This is a genomic window from Ruegeria sp. BH8, from assembly GCF_056538065.1.
Window position 1 is genome coordinate 1,107,790 of the sequence record NZ_JBQFSP010000001.1, and the last position, 23,588, is coordinate 1,131,377.

Annotated in this window: 26 protein-coding genes; 11 read left to right on the plus strand and 15 right to left on the minus strand. The window is 58.9% G+C overall.

Annotation, left to right across the window (positions count from 1 at the left end; all coding sequences use genetic code 11):
• Positions 1-39: 39 nt before the first annotated feature.
• The 3 genes from speB (ACR0AD_RS05470) to ACR0AD_RS05480 all read right to left on the minus strand — a co-directional run bounded on the left by speB (ACR0AD_RS05470) (position 40) and on the right by ACR0AD_RS05480 (position 3,245).
• Positions 40-987 (minus strand): agmatinase, encoded by a 948-nt coding sequence (speB, locus tag ACR0AD_RS05470; protein WP_480480572.1) that lies wholly within the window; start codon positions 985-987, stop codon positions 40-42.
• Between the two features lie 89 nt (positions 988-1,076).
• Positions 1,077-2,051 (minus strand): agmatinase, encoded by a 975-nt coding sequence (gene speB, locus ACR0AD_RS05475; protein WP_480480570.1) that lies wholly within the window; start codon positions 2,049-2,051, stop codon positions 1,077-1,079.
• A 30-nt stretch (positions 2,052-2,081) separates the two neighbouring features.
• On the minus strand, positions 2,082-3,245 hold the full coding sequence (locus tag ACR0AD_RS05480) for a M20 aminoacylase family protein (RefSeq protein ID WP_209503692.1): 1,164 nt from the start codon (positions 3,243-3,245) through the stop codon (positions 2,082-2,084).
• Positions 3,246-3,311: 66 nt separating this feature from the next.
• Between ACR0AD_RS05480 and mazG the strand changes: the two genes are divergently transcribed.
• The 3 genes from mazG to ACR0AD_RS05495 are packed head-to-tail and all read left to right on the plus strand — an operon-like array spanning position 3,312 to position 5,620.
• On the plus strand, positions 3,312-4,178 hold the full coding sequence (gene mazG / locus ACR0AD_RS05485; RefSeq protein ID WP_480486460.1) for a nucleoside triphosphate pyrophosphohydrolase: 867 nt from the start codon (positions 3,312-3,314) through the stop codon (positions 4,176-4,178).
• 54 nt (positions 4,179-4,232) lie between these two features.
• On the plus strand, positions 4,233-5,174 hold the full coding sequence (locus tag ACR0AD_RS05490) for a nucleoside hydrolase (RefSeq protein WP_480485396.1): 942 nt from the start codon (positions 4,233-4,235) through the stop codon (positions 5,172-5,174).
• Positions 5,171-5,620: a GNAT family N-acetyltransferase gene (locus ACR0AD_RS05495; protein ID WP_480480566.1), complete on the plus strand. Its 450-nt coding sequence runs from the start codon at positions 5,171-5,173 to the stop codon at positions 5,618-5,620. The genes ACR0AD_RS05490 and ACR0AD_RS05495 overlap by 4 nt, the downstream gene beginning before the upstream one ends.
• On the opposite strand, the gene ACR0AD_RS05500 is transcribed toward ACR0AD_RS05495, so the two are convergent.
• The 7 genes from ACR0AD_RS05500 to ACR0AD_RS05530 all read right to left on the minus strand — a co-directional run bounded on the left by ACR0AD_RS05500 (position 5,617) and on the right by ACR0AD_RS05530 (position 11,854).
• Entirely contained in the window at positions 5,617-5,781 is a 165-nt protein-coding gene (locus tag ACR0AD_RS05500) for a hypothetical protein (protein ID WP_480480564.1), read from the minus strand. The two genes, ACR0AD_RS05495 and ACR0AD_RS05500, sit on opposite strands and share 4 nt — an antisense overlap.
• 140 nt (positions 5,782-5,921) lie before the next feature.
• On the minus strand, positions 5,922-6,461 hold the full coding sequence (locus tag ACR0AD_RS05505; RefSeq protein WP_480480562.1) for a GNAT family N-acetyltransferase: 540 nt from the start codon (positions 6,459-6,461) through the stop codon (positions 5,922-5,924).
• A gap of 48 nt (positions 6,462-6,509) precedes the next feature.
• The gene (eno, locus tag ACR0AD_RS05510) at positions 6,510-7,787 is read right to left on the minus strand and encodes a phosphopyruvate hydratase (protein ID WP_480480560.1); all 1,278 of its coding nucleotides are present in this window, start codon (positions 7,785-7,787) and stop codon (positions 6,510-6,512) included.
• Between the two features lie 136 nt (positions 7,788-7,923).
• A complete protein-coding gene (locus ACR0AD_RS05515) occupies positions 7,924-8,802 on the minus strand; it encodes a DMT family transporter (protein WP_480480558.1) in 879 nt (292 codons plus the stop codon).
• Between the two features lie 135 nt (positions 8,803-8,937).
• Entirely contained in the window at positions 8,938-9,351 is a 414-nt protein-coding gene (locus ACR0AD_RS05520) for a Fur family transcriptional regulator (RefSeq protein WP_480485394.1), read from the minus strand.
• Positions 9,352-9,434: 83 nt separating this feature from the next.
• Positions 9,435-10,139, minus strand: coding sequence for an endonuclease/exonuclease/phosphatase family protein (locus ACR0AD_RS05525; RefSeq protein ID WP_480486458.1), 705 nt, complete (start codon positions 10,137-10,139; stop codon positions 9,435-9,437).
• 296 nt (positions 10,140-10,435) lie between these two features.
• The gene (locus tag ACR0AD_RS05530; RefSeq protein ID WP_480485393.1) at positions 10,436-11,854 is read right to left on the minus strand and encodes a protein adenylyltransferase SelO; all 1,419 of its coding nucleotides are present in this window, start codon (positions 11,852-11,854) and stop codon (positions 10,436-10,438) included.
• Between the two features lie 85 nt (positions 11,855-11,939).
• On the opposite strand from ACR0AD_RS05530, the gene ACR0AD_RS05535 reads away from it, so the two are divergent.
• Positions 11,940-12,359, plus strand: a complete 420-nt coding sequence (locus ACR0AD_RS05535; protein ID WP_480485391.1) for a cupin domain-containing protein — start codon at positions 11,940-11,942, stop codon at positions 12,357-12,359.
• Between the two features lie 90 nt (positions 12,360-12,449).
• Positions 12,450-13,226: an extensin-like domain-containing protein gene (locus ACR0AD_RS05540; protein WP_480485389.1), complete on the plus strand. Its 777-nt coding sequence runs from the start codon at positions 12,450-12,452 to the stop codon at positions 13,224-13,226.
• 27 nt (positions 13,227-13,253) lie between these two features.
• On the opposite strand, the gene ACR0AD_RS05545 is transcribed toward ACR0AD_RS05540, so the two are convergent.
• The gene (locus tag ACR0AD_RS05545) at positions 13,254-14,327 is read right to left on the minus strand and encodes an anhydro-N-acetylmuramic acid kinase (protein WP_480486456.1); all 1,074 of its coding nucleotides are present in this window, start codon (positions 14,325-14,327) and stop codon (positions 13,254-13,256) included.
• A gap of 327 nt (positions 14,328-14,654) precedes the next feature.
• Between ACR0AD_RS05545 and tyrS the strand changes: the two genes are divergently transcribed.
• Complete coding sequence (gene tyrS, locus ACR0AD_RS05550) at positions 14,655-15,908, plus strand: tyrosine--tRNA ligase (RefSeq protein ID WP_480485387.1); 1,254 nt, start codon at positions 14,655-14,657, stop codon at positions 15,906-15,908.
• Positions 15,909-15,986: 78 nt separating this feature from the next.
• Here the strand turns inward: tyrS and ACR0AD_RS05555 are convergent, their stop codons facing one another.
• Positions 15,987-16,694 carry a hypothetical protein gene (locus ACR0AD_RS05555; RefSeq protein WP_480485386.1) on the minus strand — a complete coding sequence of 236 codons (708 nt, stop codon included), beginning with the start codon at positions 16,692-16,694 and terminating at the stop codon, positions 15,987-15,989.
• 232 nt (positions 16,695-16,926) lie between these two features.
• Here ACR0AD_RS05555 and ACR0AD_RS05560 point away from each other — a divergent pair, with 232 nt between their 5' ends.
• Together ACR0AD_RS05560 and ACR0AD_RS05565 are read left to right on the plus strand one after the other, a co-directional pair.
• Entirely contained in the window at positions 16,927-17,682 is a 756-nt protein-coding gene (locus tag ACR0AD_RS05560; RefSeq protein ID WP_480485384.1) for a 3-hydroxyacyl-CoA dehydrogenase, read from the plus strand.
• 9 nt (positions 17,683-17,691) lie between these two features.
• Positions 17,692-18,240 carry a sugar O-acetyltransferase gene (locus ACR0AD_RS05565; RefSeq protein WP_480485383.1) on the plus strand — a complete coding sequence of 183 codons (549 nt, stop codon included), beginning with the start codon at positions 17,692-17,694 and terminating at the stop codon, positions 18,238-18,240.
• Here ACR0AD_RS05565 and ACR0AD_RS05570 read toward each other — a convergent pair.
• From ACR0AD_RS05570 to ACR0AD_RS05580, 3 genes are all read right to left on the minus strand, one after another.
• Complete coding sequence (locus ACR0AD_RS05570) at positions 18,237-20,045, minus strand: ABC-F family ATP-binding cassette domain-containing protein (protein ID WP_480485381.1); 1,809 nt, start codon at positions 20,043-20,045, stop codon at positions 18,237-18,239. The genes ACR0AD_RS05565 and ACR0AD_RS05570 overlap by 4 nt on opposite strands.
• 68 nt (positions 20,046-20,113) lie before the next feature.
• A complete protein-coding gene (locus ACR0AD_RS05575; protein WP_480485379.1) occupies positions 20,114-20,854 on the minus strand; it encodes a GNAT family N-acetyltransferase in 741 nt (246 codons plus the stop codon).
• Positions 20,855-20,954: 100 nt separating this feature from the next.
• On the minus strand, positions 20,955-21,428 hold the full coding sequence (locus tag ACR0AD_RS05580; RefSeq protein WP_209596647.1) for an outer membrane protein assembly factor BamE: 474 nt from the start codon (positions 21,426-21,428) through the stop codon (positions 20,955-20,957).
• An 85-nt stretch (positions 21,429-21,513) separates the two neighbouring features.
• Between ACR0AD_RS05580 and ACR0AD_RS05585 the strand changes: the two genes are divergently transcribed.
• From ACR0AD_RS05585 to plsX, 3 genes are all read left to right on the plus strand, one after another.
• A complete protein-coding gene (locus tag ACR0AD_RS05585) occupies positions 21,514-22,050 on the plus strand; it encodes a YceD family protein (RefSeq protein ID WP_480480538.1) in 537 nt (178 codons plus the stop codon).
• A 205-nt stretch (positions 22,051-22,255) separates the two neighbouring features.
• Positions 22,256-22,462 (plus strand): 50S ribosomal protein L32, encoded by a 207-nt coding sequence (gene rpmF, locus ACR0AD_RS05590; RefSeq protein ID WP_008756996.1) that lies wholly within the window; start codon positions 22,256-22,258, stop codon positions 22,460-22,462.
• 24 nt (positions 22,463-22,486) lie between these two features.
• Positions 22,487-23,575, plus strand: a complete 1,089-nt coding sequence (gene plsX / locus ACR0AD_RS05595) for a phosphate acyltransferase PlsX (protein ID WP_209503675.1) — start codon at positions 22,487-22,489, stop codon at positions 23,573-23,575.
• The last annotated feature ends 13 nt before the right edge of the window (positions 23,576-23,588 follow it).

A 23,588-nucleotide genomic window follows, 5' to 3' on the forward strand; every position in this document is an offset into this window, starting at 1 on the left:
AAGCGGAGCAAAACCGGCGGCAAGACATTCCACCGCGTCTTACCGCGACGTCACACCCGGCAGGATGCACAACATCTCATAGATCAGGTTGGCTGCTGTCAGTGCAGTGTTGCCCGATGGATCATAAGGGGGTGAAACTTCGACCAGATCGCATCCCACTACGTTTACCCCATGCAGGGCATGGATCAGTTGCAGCGCTTGCGGTGTCGTCAGCCCTGCGATTTCCGGCGTGCCGGTGCCCGGAGCGTATGCGGGATCAAGGCTGTCGATGTCATACGAGATGTAAACCGGGTGGTCCCCAATGATCTTGCGAACCTGCGATCCGATCTGGGTCAGGTTCTGCTGCCACAGCTCCCATGCGGGGAACTGGCGGAAGCCCCAGTCCTTAGCCTCGGTAAAATCCGAGGCTGCATAACCCGAGCCGCGAATGCCGATCTGGAACGTCTTGTCGGGAACAATCAGCCCCTCTTCATATGCACGACGGAAAACGGTGCCGTGGGTTTCGCGTTCACCGAACATCTCGTCATTCACATCGGCATGAGCGTCCACATGCACCAGCGCCACGGGCCCGTGTATTGCCTTGATGGCTCGCAGGATCGGCAGGGTGATCGAATGATCGCCCCCCATCGCCACAGGGATCACGCCTTTCGCCAAAATGGCGTCATAGCTTTCCTTGATGATCCTGAGGCTGTCTGCAAGCGAGAAGGTGTTGATCGCCAGATCCCCAATATCGGCTATCTGCAAGCTGTCGAACGGGGCCGCTCTGGTGGCCATGTTATAGGGCCGGATCATCGCGCTTTCGCCGCGGATCTGCTTGGGGCCAAAGCGCGTGCCCGACCGCCACGACGTGCCGATATCCATCGGCACCCCCAGCACCGCCACATCCAACCCCTCAAGCGAGGAGGCCTGCGGCAGGCGCATGAATGTGTTCGGCCCGGAAAACCGGGCCAGATCATTCCCGCTAAGTGGTTGGTTGAATTCGGTCATGTGCGTAATGGTCCCGTCCCTGTTCGTCACTTGATCCAGCACATACCTTAAGCATGGCTAACTGTTGGTTAACGTGAACCCTTGCGGGTTTACCCATCTGCTTTATCCAGCTTGTTCCACCCCAACAGGCAAATGATCTGCGTCGCCACATGGGCCCCAGCAATCGCTGTCGCACCTGAGGTGTCAAAGGGCGGCGATACTTCGACAACGTCCCCGCCCTTGATATTGATCCCGGCAATGTCGCGCAGGATGATTTGCGCCTGAATCGAGCTTAACCCACCCCAGACTGGCGTGCCCGTACCAGGGGCAAAAGCCGGGTCAAGACCGTCGATGTCAAAGCTGAGGTAAACGGGGCTGTCACCAAGAATGTTCTTGATCTTCTCTGCCACTGCAGCTGGCCCCGATTCATAAACCTCGCGCGCATCAATGATGTTCACGCCCAGCGTATCCTCGTTCGTCGTGCGAATACCCACCTGGACCGAGCGTTTCGGATCGACAATGCCCGACTTTACAGCCTTGTAGAACATTGTCCCGTGATCCACGCGGGACATGTCGTCGTCGGCCCATGTGTCGGTATGCGCATCGAATTGCAGCAGGGACATTGGCCCGAATTTCTCGGCATAGGCCTTGAGGATCGGAAAACTGATATAGTGATCGCCACCCAGCGCAACCGACGCCACATCAGCAGCCAGAATGGTTCGGATGTGGTCGGTCAGCGTGTCAGGAAAGGCCGGGATATTGGCGTAATCATAAGCCATATCGCCATAATCCACGATCGCCAGTTCACTCAGCGCATCAAAGGGCCAGCCATAAGGCGCATCGGGCGACTGAAGCGCGCTGGCCTCACGGATCGCCCGCGGGCCAAGGCGCGTGCCGGGCCGGTTCGTAACTGCCTGATCAAACGGCACGCCAGTAACGGCGATGTCCACACCCTTCAGGTTCTTGGTGTAAAGCCGCCGCAGAAAAGACGTCGCCCCGCCGAACGTATTTTCATAAGACAACCCTTTGAGGTCCGGATTGGTGAATGCCTCATCCACCTGGTTTCTTGCGTCTTCCAGTGCCATGTCTTCTGTAGTCCCTTTCCCAAACCTTTATCAGCTCAACGGCTGCGCTTTTTCCACGATCCGCGCGAAAAACGACGCGCCCACCGGCGCGATTTCGTCGTTAAAGTTGTATTTCGGATGATGCAGCCCTGCGCCTTCGCCCTGCCCAAGGAACAAATAAGCACCGGGGCGCTTTTGCAGCATGTACGAGAAATCCTCGGCCCCCATCTCGCGCCCGGTATTGCCGGTGACGCGGTCGTCTCCGGATATTTCACGCGCCACCTCGGTCGCAAATCCCGCCTTTTCGGCATCATTGATGGTGGCAGGGTAATCTACATTGTATTCCAATCGCGCCTCGACCCCATAGGATTTGGCCTGCCCCTCGACAATCTCGGCCATGCGCCGCATCACCATCTGCTGGACGTTCGGGTCGAATGTTCGAACGGTGCCGTTGATATAGGCCGTATCCGGGATCACGTTGTTGACCGTGCCGGTGTGGATTTGCGTGACCGAGACAACAAGATCATCCAGCGCATAATGGTTGCGGCTGACAATGGTCTGAATGGCCTGCGCAATCCCACAGGCCGCCATAACCGGATCACGGGTTTCATGCGGCATCGCACCGTGGCCACCGACTCCCTGAATATGCACTTCGAACGTATCGACAGCCGCCATGATCGGCCCCGGCGTTGTATAGAATGTCCCTTCGGCAAATCCCGGCGCGTTGTGCAGCGCGTAGACCTGTGAGATGTCGAACCGGTCCATGATGCCTTCTTCGACCATCACGCCAGCACCACCGCCATCTTCCTCGGCGGGTTGAAAGATCAGCGCCACGCGACCGCTGAAATTTCGCGTCTCGGCCAGATAACGTGCCGCGCCCAGTAGCATGGTAGTATGCCCGTCATGGCCGCAGGCATGCATCTTTCCGGGGTTCTGAGAGGCATAGTCAACGCCCGTTTCCTCGGTAATTGGCAACGCATCCATATCGGCGCGCAGGCCAATCGTCGGCCCGTCGCCCTGCCCGTTGATGATCGCGACCATCCCGGTCTTTGCGATCCCCTCATGCAACTCATCAACCCCGAACTCACGCAGACGTTCGGCCACAAAGGCTGCCGTTTCATGGCATTCGAATTCCAACTCGGGGATGGTATGCAGATACTGGCGCCATCTGGTCATGTCGGCAGAGAAATCGGCAATTCGGTTGACGACGGGCATCTGGGGTGGACTCCTGATCGGGACTGCGGAATGGATGCATCTGACACCGGAATGAAAGGGTTCGCAATGGCTGAAAATCCTCTGATCCATGACAGCAATGCAGGTATCGAACGGCTGCTGGAAATCATGCGCCGCCTGCGCGATCCGCAATCCGGCTGCCCGTGGGATATCGAACAGGATTTCGCAACCATCGCCCCCTATACCATCGAAGAGGCCTATGAGGTCGCGGACGCCATCGAACGCGAAGCCTTTGACGAGCTTAAGGGAGAGCTGGGGGATTTGCTTTTTCAATCCGTGTTTCACGCCCAAATGGCAGAAGAAGCAGGACATTTCACCTTTCAGGACGTGGTGCGCACCATGTCCGACAAGATGGTCAGCCGCCATCCGCATGTGTTTGGCGGTGAATCCCGCGACAAGTCGGCCGACCAGCAAACCAAAGATTGGGAAGCCATCAAAGCCGCCGAGCGGGCGGGCAAAGAACAAAAAGGTGCACTGGACGGTGTGGCTGCAAACCTGCCCGCCCTGTTGCGCGCGCATAAGCTGCAAAAACGTGCCGCTCGAGTGGGGTTCGACTGGCCTGACGCCAGCCATGTGCTGGCCAAGATCACCGAAGAAGCGGCCGAACTGGAAGAGGCGCGCGACAAAATGGATGCCGACGCGCTGGAAGACGAGTTCGGCGATCTGCTGTTCGTGATGGTCAATCTGGGTCGTCATCTTGGCATCGAACCCGAAGCCGCCCTGCGTCGCACCAATGCCAAGTTCACCCGTCGCTTTGAAAAGGTCGAAGCCCGGCTGGCGGAACGGGGCAAGACCCCCTCGCAAAGCGATCTGGCCGAGATGGATGCGCTGTGGGACGAAGTTAAAACGGAAGAGCATCGCGCGAATGGCAAACTCCCGCCGGTGGATACACTGGCCGCAACCAGAAACGGGTAGACAAGCGATCCGACACTTGCGAGTGTCCCACCTTCACGACCCCCGGAGACGCCTATGCCCCCTCGCAAGATCATCATCGACACCGATCCCGGACAGGACGACGCCGTCGCCATCCTGCTGTCGCTGGCCAGCCCGGACGAGATCGAGGTTCTGGGTATCACGGCCGTCGCGGGTAACGTCCCGCTCGCCCTCACGGCTAAGAACGCCCGAATCGTTTGTGAATTGGCCGGACGTACGGATGTGCCGGTTTATGCGGGCTGCGACAAACCGCTGAACCGCCCACTTGTCACTGCAGAACATGTGCACGGAAAAACCGGGCTGGATGGCCCGGTCCTGCCGGATCCGCAGATGCCCTTGGCCGAAGGTCACGCTGTGGACTTCATCATCGACACCCTGCGCGCCGAAGAACCGGGAACAGTGACCCTGTGTCCGCTGGGGCCGCTGACAAACATCGCGACTGCATTTCGCAAAGCCCCCGATATTATCGACCGCGTGCAGGAAATCGTCTTGATGGGCGGGGCATATTTCGAAGTCGGTAACATCACCCCCACCGCTGAATTCAACATCTATGTCGACCCAGAAGCTGCTGATATCGTTTTTAAATCCGGAAGGCCAATCGTTGTCATGCCATTGGATGTCACACACAAAGCGCTGGTGACCAAATCACGAAACGACGCGTTCCGCGCATTGGACAGCAAGGTTGGACATGCCGTGGCCGAGATGACGGATTTCTTTGAACGCTTCGACAAAGAGAAATACGGCAGCGCAGGCGCCCCCCTGCACGACCCTTGCGTCACCGCCTATCTGATCCGCCCCGAGCTGTTTTCGGGTCGCCACGTGAATGTCGAGATTGAAACAGGGTCCGACCTGACCCTGGGCATGACCGTTGCGGATTGGTGGGGTGTCACCAACCGCGCACCAAATGCGTTGTTCATGGGGGAAATCGACGCTGACGGCTTTTTCACCTTGCTGACAGAAAGGCTGGCCAGATTATGAGCGCCGCCCTCCGCCTTGCGCGCCCCGAAGATCTGGATCGCCTTATGACGCTGGTCACCGCCTTTCATACAGAGGCCGGGCTGACACAGGACGCCGACAAGACACGCAATGCCCTCGCCCCCATGCTGGATGGCATCCCTCATGGCTGTGTCTATCTGATCGGACCCGGGCGCGCGCCTTTGGGATATATCATCCTGACCTTTGGCTGGTCAGTCGAGTTCGGCGGCATGGACGGTTTCGTGGACGAGATCTATATACGCCCCGCCGTTCGGGGCCGCGGCATTGCCACCGAGGTTCTTTTGGACCTGCCCAAAGCTCTTGCCGGGGCAGGCCTGATGGCTCTTCATCTGGAAGTCGACCGAAACAATGAATCTGCCCAAAAGCTCTATCTGCGCACCGGGTTCAGACAACGTGACAGGTATATGCTGATGAGCAAGGTACTTTAGCGCGACTCGCCGCGGAAGATATTTGCCGGATTCATGTCCTGAACCGGGTCATTCGACGAAACCTGTTCTCCGGTTATCGGATACGTTCCCGGACCCGCGCAGGCGGACAATACTGTGATGGACGTTGTGGCGATTATCAGAAGGAATTTGGATACAGACATCGTAGTCTCCTTTCTGCAATGAAGACAAACTACGGCATTCGGTGTGGACGTGATAAGTAACAAGTTCACACATAAGAATAGATAAGCCACATTTTTATTGTCAAAAACCTCCAAAACAGACGGATATATCCCTGAAAACTCTAACTTTTCTCAGGCCCGCGCGTGTCATTCTCAAATAGCGGCATCTCGAAAAAAAGCAGGTGGTCACGTGCGATTTCAGGAGTTTGGTAATAGGCGTCGCGCAGGTGAAAGCCCAAAGACAGGTATAACCGAGTCGCCGCTTCCAGGGGTTTGCCGGTGTCCATTCGAATATAGTCGAACCCAAGATCTCGACACATTTCGATCAGCGAAAGCATGATGGCACAGCCTGCGCCGGTCCCCCTTGCTGCGTCAGTTACAAATACGCGTTTGATTTCAGCCACACCAGGCTCGTACGTGTGAAACATGCCGCAGCCGACCGGTTCCCCATGCAGTAATGCCAGTTTGATCCCACCGTTCGGCGGCGTGTGTTCCGCGTCGATGTTGTCCATTACACGGGTGTATTTTTCGCTTGGGTAGAAGGCCTGAACGATTTGGGCGGTTCTTTCATCCAGTGCCAGCAGGAAATCCCTGTAATCCCAACACAAACGCCGAACCGCTTCAAACTGGTCCGGCGTTTCCGGTTCGATGATGTTCAGCACAATGCGACCCCCGGATTAAACCCAGGGGCCAGCCTAGCACCACGCGCGTTATTTGCGAAGGATCGACGCGCCCGCGTATTCCGCAACCTCGCCCAGTGATTCCTCGATGCGGATCAACTGGTTGTATTTGGCCAACCGGTCCGACCGCGCCAGCGAGCCAGTTTTGATCTGACCGCAATTGGTCGCCACCGCCAGATCAGCAATGGTGGCATCCTCGGTCTCGCCCGAACGGTGCGACATCACGTTTGTGTAACGCGCACGGTGCGCCATATCGACGGCGCGCAGGGTTTCAGTCAGCGATCCGATCTGGTTCACCTTGACCAGCATCGAGTTCGCGCAGCCGCGCTTGATGCCTTCGGCCAAGCGCGCTGGATTGGTCACAAACAGGTCGTCGCCCACCAGCTGCACCTTGTCGCCGATGGCGTCGGTCAAGGCTTTCCAGCCGTCCCAGTCATCCTCGGACATGCCGTCTTCGATCGAGATGATCGGATAGTCATTGACCAGCGCCGCCAGATAGGCTGCGTTTTCTTCGGATGTCAGGGTGATCCCCTCGCCCGCCAGAACGTATTTACCATCCTTGTAATACTCGGTCGCCGCGCAATCCAAGGCCAGGTGGATTTCTTCGCCGGGTTTGTAGCCCGCCTTTTCGATGGATTTCAGGATGAAGTCCAGCGCCTCGCGGGTGCTGGCGATGTTGGGGGCAAATCCGCCCTCATCGCCCACGCCCGTGGCCAGCCCCGCGGAAGACAGTTCTTTCTTCAGCGTATGGAACACTTCGGACCCCATTCGCACGGCCTCGCGGATATTCGCGGCCGAGGTTGGCATGATCATGAATTCCTGAATGTCGATCGGGTTGTCGGCGTGTTCGCCGCCATTGATGATATTCATCATCGGCACCGGCAGTACGCGGGCCGAGGTGCCGCCGACGTAGCGATAAAGGGGCTGCGTGGTGAAATCGGCTGCTGCCTTTGCTGTGGCCAACGAGACGCCCAGAATGGCGTTGGCACCCAGACGGCCTTTGTTATTGGTTCCGTCCAGTTCAATCATCGCCTGATCGATGGCCACTTGTTCTGTCGCGTCAAAGCCCACCAATTCCTCGGCGATCTCACCATTCACGGCGGCCACGGCTTCCAGAACCCCTTTGCCCATATAGCGGGATTTGTCGCCGTCGCGTTTTTCAACGGCTTCATGTGCGCCGGTGGACGCACCGGACGGTACGGCGGCGCGGCCCATGGTGCCGTCCTCCAGAATCACGTCGACCTCGACTGTCGGGTTGCCCCGGCTGTCCAGAATTTCGCGCGCGTGGATGTCAATAATGGTGCTCATGAGGTCTGTCCCTATGGCTGCAGTCGGTTGCACGCGTCATAACAGCAACCGGCCAAAAGTAAACCGGTTCCGTTATCGCTAACACGCATATTTACCGACCTTTAGGGCTAACAGTTTGCTGTTTGCGCCAACAGGTTCACGCCGGGACCAGATTGCGCGCCAAACGTCGCTCGCGGATAAAGGTGTACAGGCCAGATCCGATGATGAGGCTCGCCCCTGCCATTGTCAGCGCGTCAGGGCGTTCCCCGAACATCAGCATTCCGGCAAGGATCGAAAACACCAGACGCGTGTAACGGAATGGCATCATGGCCGAAGCCTCGCCAACCCGCATGGCCGTGACGATGCCGTAATACCCTAGAACACCAAAACCGATCGCCCCCAGGTACGGACCTGCCTGGTCGCTTTGTACCGGCACGAAGGGTGTTCCTGAAATAACCATCAACAGCAACCCGGCCAGCGCCACTGCGATATACGCCTGCATCGCCACAACGGATGAAGCCACCCGAACATCCAGCTTGCGGGTTATCAGATCACGCGCCGCAATCGCAAACACGGTCAGAACGACAAACAGTGAATCTGGCTGAAACCCTTCCAATCCGGGGCGAATGATCATCAGAACACCGACAAAGCCGACACCAATGGCGCTCCAGCGGCGCCAGCCGACCTGCTCTCCCAGAAACAGGGCCGCGCCCATGGTCACGGCAAGCGGCATGGCCTGAAACACGGCGGCGACAGTGGACAGATCGATCAGCGACAGCGCGGTGACAAAGGTCACGGCACCGAATCCTTCTGTCCCTGCGCGTAGCATCGGCAGCAGTTTCCACGCCACGGGATCGAAGATGCGTTTGCGGGTGACCACCGACATCACCGCAAAGACAAGCCCGCAGAACACACCCAGACACACCATGATCTGACCGGTCGGCACAGCGCCCGACAGGAACTTGATGAACATATCCTCAAGCGAAAAGGCCGCCATCGAGCCGATCAGCAAAAGGATGCCGTTTACGTTATTCATGCGCGCGTCCACAGGAAAAGGGTACTTGGGGTGCAGTGTCCGGGCACATGAACCGCAACCGGCGACGTCTGGCAAGCCATTTCCCGACACGTTCAATGAATTAACGTGTTGGGGCCATTCGCGATTTGTGATGGATCACTCCTGCTTGAGCGGTACGCCGTACAGTTCCAGCCGATGCCCTTTCAGCTTGTACCCAAGCTTGGCGGCGATCTTTTCCTGCAGGGCTTCGATTTCGGGATCGACAAATTCGATGACCTCGCCCGACTGCATGTCGATCAGGTGATCGTGGTGATCGCGCTCGGCATCCTCGTAACGGGCCCGCCCATCGCCGAACTCCAGACGTTCCAGAATCCCGGCCTCTTCGAACAGTTTGACCGTACGATACACCGTCGCAATCGAGATGCCTGTGTCGATGGCAGAAGCACGCGCGTACAGTTCTTCGACATCCGGATGGTCGTCGCTTTGTTCCAATACCTGCGCGATGGTCCTTCTTTGACCGGTCATGCGCAGACCTTTGGCCTCACAACGTCCAATAATCGTTTCCGACATGATGCCCCTCAGAATTGCTCGGGTGTCTGTCTTAGTATGTCTGCGCACTTTGCGCCACAGGGATTTCTTCTTTTCCGTTGAAGTTAAGCCACGCGCGCCAAATCAGCCCAGACCGGCAAATGATCCGATGCGATATGTGCAGGGCGCGCGTCATGGACACCATGCGCAGTGGCCCTGACGCCCGCGCCCAGCGCGATCCGATCCAGCGCGCCCAGCGGCTGCGCGGCGGGAAAACTTGGCTTGGGAGGCAGGAAACGCATTTCCGGCGCAAGGTGATCCAAAACCGGCTGTCGGGACCATTCGTTGAAATCCCCCGCCCAGACTGTCGGCATCTGCTCCAGCTCTTTATCAAACCGCCTGATATGCGAGATCTGCTGACGTCGCGATGCAGGCAACAGGCCCAGATGCATTCCCATCACCCGCAACGGCCCGATATGAGTATCAAATTCGACACGGACCGCCCCGCGCGGTTCAAGCCCGGGCAATTCGTGATGTCCGGTCCGCCGGACCGAAAGGTGCTGGCCACGCCAGATCACCGCGTTGCCATGCCAACCCAGACTGCCGGCACCGCCCAGATCGACGATCTGCCACCCGGCTTCATCCAGCATGAAATGCGGCAGGGCCGCCGGGCGCGGCGGCAAACGTTTGTCGGCCTCCTGCAACACAACGATATCGGCCTGCATATGTTCGATGACCTGCAAAATGCGCTGCGGCTGGCGCCGGAAATCCAGCCCGAGGCATTTCTGAATGTTATAGCTGGCAATGCGAAGGGTGGAAGATGACTGCATATAGATCTGACCAGTGGGCTTGACCCAAAGTGACACGCCTGCCGCCGGACGCAACCCTTCAGTTTCACTTCGCAGCAACGGCAACCGGGGAAGTCGCCTTTGCATGGTATATCGCTTAAAAACCCGGCACGTGACGCGGCCGGAAACAAATGGGTTTCCCCTCAATTCATTCGGGTGCGGCAGGACGGAAGTGCCGCAGTTTCAGCGCATCCAACACCGATTTAAACCGGACAAAACAATTCGCCCCTCCCGGTGAAACCATACCGCACCGAGCGACTACCAAAGATGTTTGACCGTCACGTACCACAGAACGTGGCGTGCACGACCTCGTTATCAGCCGGGGGCCGTTTCAGATCCTCCGCATCTGCCTGATCGTCGTAAGGCCGCGCGAGGACGGCGTTCAGCCGATGGAACGGCTGGTAATCCCCCGCCACCGCTGATTGGATCATCTGCTCGACACGGTGATTGCGCGGAATATAGGCCGGGTTCGCTGCGGTCATCGCGTCATGCGGTGACGCCTCACGCGCCAAACGCGCACGCCAGCCCTCTGCCCAGCTGTCAAAGGCCTGCGGGTCGATAAACTGGTCGCGCGCGGTATCTTTGCCCAGCGCACGGAAGGTGTTGGTGAAATCAGCCTGCCCCTCGGCCATGCGTTTTAGCAGATCGGTGATCAGCGCCCGATCGCCTTCCTCAGCGGTCGTCAGTCCGACCTTTGCCCGGAACCGGACCAACCAGTTCTGTTGCAGCAGGTCTGGCATGGCATGCACGATCTCGGTCGCCTCCTCAACAGCGACCTCCTTGTCGTCCATCTGCTGAATCAGAGAGGTTGCCAGCTGCGCCAGATTCCAGACAGCAATATCTGGCTGGTTGGAATAGGCATAACGGCCCATCCGATCTATCGAGCTGTAGACCGTATTGGGGTGATAAACGTCCATGAAGGCACAGGGGCCATAATCGATGGTCTCACCCGCGATCGAGCAATTGTCGGTGTTCATGACCCCATGGATAAAGCCCACGCTCATCCACTGCGCGATCAGGCGGGCCTGCGCATCCCGAACGGCCCGCAACAGGCCCATTGGCCCTTGGGCTGCCGGATAGTGGCGCGCGATGGCATAGTCCGTCAGGCGCCGCAGATTGTCCAACTGCCCCCGCGCAGCAAAGACCTGAAAGGTGCCTACCCGCAAATGGCTGGTTGCAACCCGGGTGAGCACCGCACCAGGCATCGGGCCTTCCCGGAACACGGTTTCACCGGTCTCTACCGCCGCCAGCGCGCGTGTTGTGGGGATGCCCAGCGCGTGCATCGCCTCGGACACCACGTATTCGCGCAGAACCGGACCCAGCCAAGCCCTGCCGTCGCCGCGACGCGAAAACGGCGTCGGGCCCGAGCCTTTCAGCTGAACATCCCGCCGCACGCCATCCGTTCCGACAGTTTCACCCAACAGCACCGCGCGCCCGTCCCCAAGCTGCGGGTTGTACTGGCCAAACTGATGCCCGGAATAAAGCTGCGCGATGGGGTCCGCACCATCGGGGATGTGATTACCTGCAAAGGCTTCCGCCATCTCTTGCACGTCGCCCGGATGGACCTGCAACAGCCGTGCCAGATCATCATTGAACGCGATCAGCTTGGGCGCGCGTACAGGCGCCGGTTTCTGTCGCGCAAAAAACGCGTCCGGCAGGCGGGCATATGAGTTATCGAATGGAATGGTCAGTGTCATGCGGCAAACATATTCCCCGTGCGCACGAATACCATAGCGGATCACACCTTGCCGTGCATAATCGCGTCAAACACACGAGGGCCACATGACCGCACAAGAGATCATCGACCGCCTGAACCTGCAACCTCACCCCGAGGGCGGCTGGTACGCGGAAACCTGGCGCGCCGAGAACAAGGGCCGCCCGACCGGCACCTGCATCTACTTCTTGCTGCAGGCGGGGGAAAGCAGCCACTGGCACCGGGTCGACGCGACCGAGATCTGGCTCTACCACGCGGGCGCGCCATTAATCCTGTCCTTGAGCGCAACAGACAAGGGCCCGGCGGTTGACCATGTGCTGTCACCCGATTTGTCTCGGGGCGCACCGCAACTGATTGTTCCCACCGGCCATTGGCAGGCCGCGCGCAGCACCGGTGATTACACGCTGGTCAGTTGTACAGTGTCTCCCGGATTTCAATTCGATGGGTTCCAACTGGCAGAACCTGGGTTTGATATCCCTCGGGGATAGGTTGATCTTGGAATGCTCTGAAAAGGTGAGTTTACAGAAAGTTACGCATTTATCATTCTGTAAACGCAACCGCAGGTATCGGAGCATCGGGTGATTGTGAAACACATCTTTCTGGTCCTTCTGCTTCTGTTCGCAAACACCGGTCTTGCAAACGCCGAGATCGCCTGTGCAGAATCCCCCCTTTCATCCGAATTGGCGCTGCCCGATCTGGAGGAGGAAGTCGCAACCGAACACAAAGAACCTGCCGCGACTGTCGAACCTGCGGTGCTGATCTCGAAACGCCCTGCGCTGCGCCCTTGCAAGTTCCGCCAGTTTGAAGTGGGTCGCCAGCGTATGCGTGACCGCGGGGCGGTCTGTGGTGACTGGACCATCTTGGGCGAAACCCGCGCGTCTTTGGCTGGAAAAGCGCAAGGTTGCGGCATCGCCAACCCGGTCCGGATTTACAGAATTTCGGACATTGCGCTCAGCCAGTTCTCGCTGATGGACTGTCAGACAGCCGTTACGCTGAAAACGTGGATCGAAAACGTCGCCAAACCCGCCTTCGCCGAACTGGGTGGTGGGCTCAAGGGGATGCGCGTTGTTGGCCACTATGCCTGCAAGACGCAGAACAACCAGCCCTATGCGCGCATCTCCGAACATGCGCGAGGTCGGGCCATCGATATCTCGACCTTCGTGTTGCAGGACGGAACGCAGATCACCGTTCAGAACGGATGGAGCGACACCGATCAAAGCACCGTGTTACGAGAGTTGCACAGCGGAGCCTGTGGCCTGTTTGGAACTGTTCTTGGTCCTGATGCTGACCGGTATCACAAAGGGCATTTTCACTTCGACACAGCCCGTCGCAGTGGCAAGCCTGTGTGTCGATAACGCGTTAGCCGTTACCTGGATGTAGCCTCAACCCACCGGTTGAGCGTTCACTGTACTGACCATACCGCCGCCTACCAGCGCTTTCACCCCGGTTGTTCCGGGGCACGAGGTTGGCAATCCCCGCGCCACGCGCACGGCCAGATAGGCAAAAGCCTGCGCCTCGAGCATATCGCCGTCCAGCCCCACGGCCTCGACCGGTTCGACAGGGCAGTCGAGAGATACGCGCAGCATCTCCATCAACACCGGATTGCGCCGTCCACCGCCTGTAACCAGCACGCAAGACGGCGGTTGCGGACAATGTTCCATCCCCTGCACCACCCCCGCTGCGCACATCCCGGTCAGGGTCGCCACCGCGTCAGCGTCACCCAGTTCTTTCACCAGGTCGATCATCTCAGAGAAATCGTTCCGGTCTAGCGACTTGGGCGGCATACGTGCAAAGAAAGGCTCAGCCAGGAACAGCTCCAGCGCACCCATTTCGACGGTGCCATTGCGCGCAACCGCACCATCCCGGTCCATCGGCTGCCCCAGCCGGGCCTGCATCAGGTCATCGACCGGTGCATTCGCCGGCCCCGTATCAAAGGCAAGCAGCGCCCCCGGCGCCTCGGGACCATCAAAGCTTGGGTCCACATAGGTCAGATTACCAACACCGCCCAGGTTCAGAAAGCACAACGGGCGGTCCGCGCCAAACCACTTGGCGCAAGCAAAGTGAAAAAACGGCGCCAGCGGAGCACCCTCGCCCCCCATCGCCACGTCATCGCTTCGGAAGTCCCAAACCACCGGGCGCCCCAAAGCCTGCGCCAGACCAAGACCATCGCCCACCTGCAATGTCCCGCGCCCGCGCGGTTCATGCGCCAGCGTCTGGCCGTGAAAGCCGATCAGATCCACGTCTTCGAACTCGGACAGCGCCTCGGCATGGGCAAAGGTCACCATCTCAGCTGCCGCATCGACTTGCGGGCCGTGCCATTGCCCCAAAGCCGCCCGCAGAATTTCGCGTTCGGCTTCGGTATAGGCGCGATAACCGCTTTTCCCGAATCCACCGATGGAATGCCCGTCGGTTTCCACCACCGCAGCGTCCACCCCGTCCAGCGACGTACCGGACATCGCGCCCAATGCCCGAACCATTCCGTGTTTCTTGATGGTTTGGCCCAAGCCTGCCTCCTGATCTGGCAATGTTTCCGCCGTGCCCGGGGTTTCCGGACTTCACCTCTGGGTTGCAGCTTGGTCAAGGTGCTTTTGTTATGCCGCCTTGGCAAGCCTTCTGATTGGGCGCGTCGGTTTTTTTCCGACGTCGCGCTTCAGGATCAACACCCCGGCCATCAAGGTGCGCGCGCATATCACGGCACGCGGTTTTAGAGTGAAAAGGTGGCTTTTCCTCATCCGCAGCGCCGCCTATACAGTGCCCCGCAACACAAACCCCGAGGGCACGATATGACCTACCACCCCAAATCGGATTTCATCGCCACGATGATCGAGCGCGGCTTCCTCGCCGACTGCACCGATTATCAGGGCCTTGACGACGCGCTGATCAGTGGGTGCAAGCCGGCCTATATCGGCTTTGATGCAACGGCCAAGTCGTTGCATGTGGGCAGTCTGATTCAGATCATGATGCTGCGCTGGTTCCAGAAGACCGGTCATCAGCCGATCACCCTTATGGGCGGCGGCACCACCAAGGTGGGCGATCCCTCGTTCCGCGCGGATGAACGCCCCCTGCTGGGACCCGAACAGATCGACGAAAACATCGCGGGCATCAAGAAAGTGTTCGCGGCCTATATCGACTATGACACAGAGGCCGAGAACAAAGCGTTGATGCTGAACAATGCCGAGTGGCTGGACGACCTGAACTACCTCGATTTCCTGCGCGACATCGGGCGTCATTTCTCGGTCAACCGGATGCTCAGCTTTGAATCGGTGAAATCCCGACTGGACCGTGAACAGTCACTGTCCTTTCTCGAATTCAACTACATGATCCTTCAGGCCTATGACTTCCTTGAACTGAACCGCCGCTATGGCTGTGTTCTGCAAATGGGCGGCAGCGACCAGTGGGGCAACATTGTCAACGGTATCGACCTGACCCGCCGGGTGCTGGATCACGAAATCTACGGCCTGACCTCTCCCCTGCTGACCACCAGCGACGGTAAGAAGATGGGCAAATCGCAGGATGGCGCGGTCTGGCTGAACGCCGAGATGCGCTCACCCTATGAATTCTGGCAGTTCTGGCGCAACACCACCGATGCGGATGTCGGGCGGTTCCTGAAGCTCTATACCGAATTGCCGGTGGATGAATGTGACCGTCTTGGCGCGCTTGCCGGGTCCGAGGTCAATGAGGCCAAAATCCGCCTCGCCAATGAGGTGACAGCCCTTCTCCACGGGGCGCAAGCTGCGGCAACGGCCGAAGCCACGGCCCGTGAAGTGTTCGAAAAAGGTGGCGTTGGAGACGATCTGCCCACCCTGACCCTCAGCGCGGACGAGCTGGGCGACGGCATGTCCATCGTGCAGATCATTGTCAAATCAGGCCTCGCCAAATCCGGCAAAGAGGCCAAGCGCCTGATTGCTGAAAACGGGGCCAAACTGGACGACGCTCCGCTGACGGATGCAGGTTTGATGATCGACGCGGGCGCATTGTCATCCCCGATCAAGCTGAGTGCAGGCAAGAAACGCCACGCATTGGTGCAACTGGGCTGACGCCCCTTTCACCTTTGATTGCAAAGCAGGAAACGGCCACCCGATTGGGTGGCCGTATCTATTTTGGAATAGGCAAGGCTACTGACGTCCCTTTCCGCGACCGGGCCGGTCGCTTTCGCCCTCGTCGTCGTTGGCGTTGTTTCCGCGACCCGGACTGCTGCCCTCGCCGCCGTTGCCGCCGCCATTGTTACCCTTATCGCCACCTTTGCCGCCGCCGTTATGGCCCTTTCCGCCGCCGTTATTGCCTTTGCCACCGCCGGGTTCTCCACCGCCACCACCGGGTTCTCCGCCACCGCCGCCGGGCTCTCCACCGCCACCGCCGGGTTCTCCACCGCCACCGCTAGGTTCTCCACCGCCACCGCTAGGTTCTCCACCGCCACCACCGGGTTCTTGGCCGCCGTTGTCAGGTTCTCCGCCACCACCGAGGCCGTCTGGACCAGCCGCGTTCGCAAATCCCGCCCCGCCGGGTTCTGAACCGCGGCTTTCGCCCCGATTCTCTGCCAGACCGGACAGGCTTGCCGTTGGCACATCTGTCAGCAAAGCGGCCAGCCCCGGGCATTGCGCCCCGGTAATGCGCAGCGTTGTCTCAAAATCCGGTCGCTTCTGAAGTCTGTCCAGAAAGCTCGGGGTCACCTGAACACAATCGCAAAGACCGGCATAGTCGCCTGCATTCGCAAGATTTCGAGCCGTTTTCCAGTTACACGTTTCCGGCGCTGCAACAGCACTGCCGGCAACCACAATCCCAAAGACAGGTGCAGCCAGAACAGCGCCCAGTGTTTGTTTCATACCATTTACCATATCGGAACCTCCTGACGAAAAAACACGCAATGGCTGTGATTACTTCGTTCACGAACAGGCGCGTTTTCGTGAAGCGCGGATTAAGATGCCTTAAAGATGCGTATTGACCCGGCGGCGGTCAGTCCGCCCCGCCCCTTTGGGCGTTCAGGCTCAAAGATGTGGACACCGACCCTGCAAAGCAGTTATTGAACAGTTGTTCATATCCTAGGGAGGAGTTCCGATGCACTTGTCCACCACAGCCGCTCTTGTCACCGGCGGCGCATCCGGTCTGGGTGAAGCCACCGCCCGTCACTTTGCCGCGCAGAGCGCGCAAGTCACTATTCTGGACCGTGACGCGGACCGTGGCGCTCAAGTCGCCTCCGAAATCGGCGGATATTTTGCGCTGACGGATGTAACCGACGAAACCTCGGTCGCAGCTGCCGTGCGCCACGGCATGGACAAGATGGGCAAGATCAACGCGACTGTGAACTGCGCGGGTATCGCTTATGGAATCAAGACGGTTGGCAAGGATGGGCCCCACCCGCTGGACGCGTTCCAGCGTACGATCGACATCAATCTTGTCGGCACATTCAACGTCTCAAGGCTGGCCGCTGCCGAGATGGCAAAGAATGAACCCGAACCGGACGGGGGGCGCGGTGTGATCATCAACACTGCATCTATTGCCGCATTCGACGGCCAAAAGGGACAGGCGGCATACGCTGCATCGAAAGGCGGGGTTGTTGGCATGACCCTGCCAATGGCCCGTGATCTGGCCTCGACCGGGATTCGCGTCATGACCATCGCGCCGGGTATCTTTATGACCCCGATGCTGGCGGGCCTTCCCGAAGACGTGCAGAAACAACTGGCCGCCGACGTCCCGAACCCGGCCCGCCTGGGCGACCCTAAGGAATACGGGCGGCTGGCCGGTTTCATCGTTGAAATGGGCTACCTGAACGGCGAGGTCATCCGCATCGACGGCGCTCTGCGGATGCGATAAGACAGCTCTATGTTGGAGCGCCAGAAAATGCAGTCCGGGCAGTGGTATTGCTGTCTCGATCCTGAGTTGGACGATCTGCGCGCGCGGGCACGACGGGCTGTTCACGCTCACAACACCTGCCCGCCCGACACACGCGGCGCGATGGCCCCGGAACTACACGCGCTGCTGGGCCATGTCGGCGAGGACTGTTTTCTCGAAGCCCCTTTTCACTGCGCGTATGGAATGAACATCCATCTGGGCAGCCGGGTTTTCTTCAATGCCGGATGCGTGGTTCTGGACACGGCCCTCGTTCGGGTCGGCGACGACACGATGTTTGGCCCCAATGTTCAGATTTACTGCGCTCATCATGCCAAAGACCCGGCTGATCGGGCACAAGGGTTGGAAATCGGCCTGCCCGTCACCATCGGCAGGCAGGTTTGGGTTGGCGGCGGAGCGATCCTGTTGCCCGGCATTACCATAGGCGACTACGCCACAATCGGCGCAGGCAGCGTCGTCACCAAAGACGTCCCCGCCAGAGAAACCGTGGCAGGTAATCCGGCAAAACGTCTGGCGCGCTAAGCGCTTTCAGCCTTCTCTTCGAGCGTCAGCCATTCCTCTTCAGCGGCCGAGAGTTTCTCCTGCCGCTCAACCAGCGCCTCGGTCGCTTTTTGGAACTTCACCGGTTCGCGCGTGAACAGCCCGGGGTCGGACATCAGCTCTTCCAGCTTGGCAATCTCGGCCTCAAGGCGCGCGATCTCGGCAGGCAGTTTCTCCAGCCGGTGCTTTTCCGAGAAGGATAGGCCGGATTTCGGCTTTTCTTCCTGCTTGATCTTTGGCTTTGAAGCTTTTGCTTTTTCTACGCTTTTTTGGATCACGTCGCCACGCTGCGCGATGTAATCCGACCAGCCGCCAGCATAGACTGCCGCCCGTCCGTTCCCCTCCATCGCGATGGTGGTTGTCGCCACGCGGTCCAGAAAATCCCGGTCATGGCTCACCAGCAGAACGGTGCCGTCATAATCATCCAAAAGCTCTTGCAGCAGGTCCAGCGTCTCGACATCCAGATCGTTGGTCGGTTCGTCCAGCACCAGAAGGTTCGAGGGTTTCGCCATCAGTTTGGCCAGTAACAACCGGGCTTTTTCCCCACCCGACAGGGATTTGACGGCTGCTCGGGCCTGCCGTTCGTCAAACAGAAATTCCTTGAGATACCCTACAACATGTTTGGGCTGCCCGCCCACCATTACCTGATCGGCCTTGCCCGACACCCGCATTTCCGGATCGCCGGTCAGACTGTCCCACAGGCTCATCTCGGGGTCCAGTTGGGCACGGGTCTGATCGAACACCGCGATTTCAAGGTTCGTCCCCAAGGAAACCGAGCCCTCGTCCGACTCCACCTGCCCCAGCAGCATCTTCAGCAACGTTGTTTTGCCAACACCGTTCGGCCCGACAAAGGCCACCCGGTCGCCGCGCTGTACCAGCAGATCAAAGTTCCGAACGATCTGCTTGTCGCCAAACCCTTTGGCCAGCGCCCTGGCCTCAATCACTTTACGGCCTGATTTTGGCCCGGCCTCCAATGCCATTGCAGCCGAACCCTGACGTTTGATCTGCGCCGCCTTTTCGGCCCGCAACGCCTGCAAGGCCCGCACCCGGCCTTGATTACGTTTGCGTCGGGCGCTAATGCCCTCAACCGCCCATTTCGCTTCTGACTTAATCAGGCGGTTCAGCTTGTGGCGTTGCTGGTCTTCTTCCTCCCATACCTTGTCCCGCCAGGCCTCAAAGGCTTCAAAGCCCTGTTCCTGTCGCCGAACAGCCCCCCGGTCGATCCAAAGTGTTGCCCGCGTCAGCGCCCTTAGAAAGGCCCTGTCATGCGAGATCAGCACAAAGGCCGCTCGGGTCGCGCCAAGTTCGCGTTCCAGCCACGCGATGGCTTCGATATCCAGATGGTTGGTCGGCTCGTCCAGCAACATCAGATCCGGTGCTTCGGCCATCAGCTTGGCCAGCGCAGCCCGCCGCCTCTCTCCGCCCGAAGCCGTCTCAACTGCCCGTGAAGGATCGAACTTCAACCCTTCACCGGCCCGTTCAACCTTGTAAAGTTCTCCCGGCTCCAACCCGCTGGACGCGTAATCCCCCAACGTGGCAAAGCCCTCCATCGTCGGATCTTGCTCCATATAGCCAACGGATTTTCCGGGCGGCACGACAATCTCGCCCCGATCCTCCTCGACCAGACCGGCCATCACTTTCATCAGCGTGGATTTTCCGGACCCGTTTCGCCCCACCAGCGCAACACGATCACCGGGCTGAACCACCAGATCCAGTTCGGAAAACACCGGGTCACCCCCGAAAGTCAGGGAAATGCCGGACATCTGCAACAAAGGAATTCTCGCCATGTGCGCCAGCTAAACCGGCTGACACATTGCGTCAACGCCCCGTCTTCACCTTTTGAAAAATACTCAATCTACCCGGCCACCGCCCGCAACAGACGTTTGCGTGCCGGGGGGATCGCACCGATTTCCACCCCTGTGAAAACGTGCAGCGTGTTCATGTGGCGATCCACCACTGCATGATCGCTGACCCAACCGCCCATCATCAGATAGGTCCGCAACAAGGGTGGCATCCGCAGCATTGCCTTTTTCACATCCGGTCTGCGCCGCAGACGCGCGGCAAAACGAAACACATCCGGAGCCTTCACGCGCGGCAACCAACGTTTCGGGCCCAGATGGCGGTGTTTGAGCATCGCAAACGCATCCAGATACTGCTCAGTTGCGGTTCCGGCAAAAGAGGAACATCCAAACAGCATCTCGACGTTGTTCCGGTCAACGTAGGCCGTCATTGCCCCCCATGCTACACGCAGGATGTCGGGGTCGCTGTGATTGGGGTGGATACAAAATCGTCCCATTTCGACCATCCGGCCTTCGAAGCCTTCGAGCGAGGTCAGGTCGTAGAACTGTGCCGAATAACTTTGTCCGATCTCGCCGCCATTATCCATGGTCAGCATCCGAAAGCAGCAGACCAGCCGGTCTGCCGAGCGCATATCCTCGATCAGGATATGGCTACAGCGTGCATCAAACTCGTCGCAGTCCGGTTGCTCTGTGCCAAAAGCCAAGCTCCGCAATGCCTGAGCTGTTCTGATATCCTCGGGCGACTGCGCCAGTCTGGCGCGATAGCGCCCCTTGCTTAACAAAACTGCCGTTGCCACGGTCGCGTCCTCCACGGTTACCGACCCTCAGGCGTCGGTACGACACCGTTAGCACAAGACATGTGACTGCCCTGTGACCACCGCAAGGTTTTGGCGCAAATTAGTTGGCGCCCGGAATGTTGGCCGGATTGAAGTTGCCGATATTGCCCAGCAGCTGACGCAGGAAGCCCTTGTCCTGAACGTTGGAATCGGTAACGCGGCGCTCCAGAGCAATCACATTCCCGTCTTCAAGACCAAAGCGTTCGATGTTTCTGACAACACCGCGCTGATCAAAACTGATGGCAACCAGTTCGCGCGATACCACCTCGGGCCGTTTCGGACCGTAGTGACGCACGCGAGAGCGGACATAGTAATAGCCCGAATCCCGAACCACGCCGGATGCGCCCGGCGCGCCGATGGCCTCTTGCACGCTGTCACGCGTATCTACGCCAACTTTGATTTCCGCCAGTTCCTCGGCCGGTGGCACATAGCCGTGATTCTTGAAGACAGCCGTACAAGCTCCGGTCGCAGCCAGAAAGGCAACAAACACAAGCGATTTCGCAGCTGGTTTCAACTGGTTCACTACCTTCAACATCTGCACCCTCTTGCCTTGGCCTTCTTCGGCTTCTATCCGATTACATAAACCGCTGCCACGGTTCAACACATAGAAAGGCTCACGAATGAGCAACACGACATCATTTCGGGTGTCTGACCTGCCACAGAACGCCCCGACACGGTTTGATCTGCGCCCTGCAACCACCGTGCTTGAGCAAATCAGGCAAGACCTTGGGCTGCTGGGGCTGCGAAAGCTCAGCTTTTCCGGCGAACTGCGGGCACAAGGCAAACGGGACTGGGTATTGAACGGCAAACTCGGCGCAACTGTCACCCAACCTTGCGTGGTGACGCTGGAACCGGTGACGACAAGGATCGACATTCCAGTGCACCGGACATTTCTTGCGGATTGGGCGGACCCTGATGATCCAGAGTTCGAGATCCCGGAAGATGACGAATCTGAACCTTTGGGACCTGAAATCGATCCGGCCCTTGTCATGATCGAGACCCTGTCTCTGGCTCTGCCACAATATCCACGGAAAGACGGCGCGGAACTGGGTCAGGCTGCCTACACAGAACCGGGCAAACAGGCGATGACGGATGACGATGCCAAACCCTTTGCAGGGTTGGCAGGATTGCGCGACGTGCTAAAAAAAGACGAGTGACAGGTGCCGGATTTCCTGTCATAGCAGGCGGTCAGAAAAATCGCTTGAACATGCCGAGAATCGCAGTATTTTCGCGCGCTCATCGGATTTTGGGTTGGACATTGCGGGGCCCGTCGCCTAAACGCGCGTCAAACCACGATAAACGAACTACGAAACCCGGGTCGGCAGCGAATCTGCGGCCCCCAGTCAGACAAAGGTTGAGACCATGGCCGTCCAACAGAACAAAGTTTCCAAGTCGCGTCGCAACAACCGCCGCGCACACGACGCTCTGGTTGCTGCAAACCCGAACGAATGCCCGAACTGCGGCGAGCTGAAACGCCCGCACCACGTTTGTGCATCTTGCGGCCACTATGACGATCGCGAAGTCGTCGCGCAGGCCGACGAAATCGATCTGGACGAAGACGCAGCCTAAGCCTGATCGAGCGCAGGCCAAGGCATGAACGATCAGCCCACGCACGCCGGACGGATCACCATCTCGGTTGACGCAATGGGAGGGGACGCAGGTCCCGCTGTCGTCGTTGCAGGTCTGGCAAAATCGGCTGGCAAGAACCCGAATATCGGGTTCCTGCTGCACGGGCCCGAACAGGTATTGCGCAAGCTGGTTGCTAAACGACGTGTCCTTGAAGGGCGCGTCGTTTTTCGTGATTGCCCCGACGTTGTCACGATGGAGGACAAGCCCAGCCAGGTTGTGCGCAACGGCAAGCAGACCTCAATGTGGTCCGCGCTGGAAGCGGTTCGTCAGGGCGAAGCTCATGGCGCGGTGTCCTGCGGGAACACCGGTGCCCTGATGGCCCTGTCAATGATGCGTCTGCGCAAATTGCCGGGTGTGAACCGCCCCGCAATCGCGATCCTGTGGCCTTCGCGCAACCCGCAGGGGTTCAATGTGATGCTGGACGTGGGCGCCGATGTGCGCGCCGACGCCAAGGACTTGCTGCAATTCGCCCTGATGGGCGCGTCTTATGCGCGCAACGGCATGGCCCTGAACCGACCCCGGATCGGGCTGCTGAACGTTGGCACAGAAGAGCATAAAGGCCGCGCGGAACTGAAAGAAGCACACGCCTTGATCTCGGATTTCGCGGAACAGGCGAATTTCGAATTTGTTGGCTTTGTCGAAGGCAGCGACATTCCCGGTGACAAGGCAGATGTCATTGTTACCGATGGGTTTACCGGCAATGTCGCGATCAAAACGGGTGAAGGCACCGCCGGCCTGATCGGAGATCTTCTGCGTGAGGCGTTCAAATACTCTCCGTTGTCCCGATTGGCTTCGGTCCTGGCCATCACGTCGCTGCAGCGCCTGAAAAAGCGCATTGATCCGCGGCGCGTAAACGGTGGCGTGTTTCTGGGTCTGAACGGGACAGTTATTAAATCCCATGGCGGGGCAGATGCGACCGGAGTGTCGGCGGCGATCAAATTGGCCTTTACCCTGGCACAGTCCGGCTTTGCCGAAAAATTAGCTGCGCGGGTTGCATCCACGGCCCAGCTTGCACAAGATGCCGCGCAAGCTGCGCCGCAGACCGATAAATAACAAAAAAGGCAGT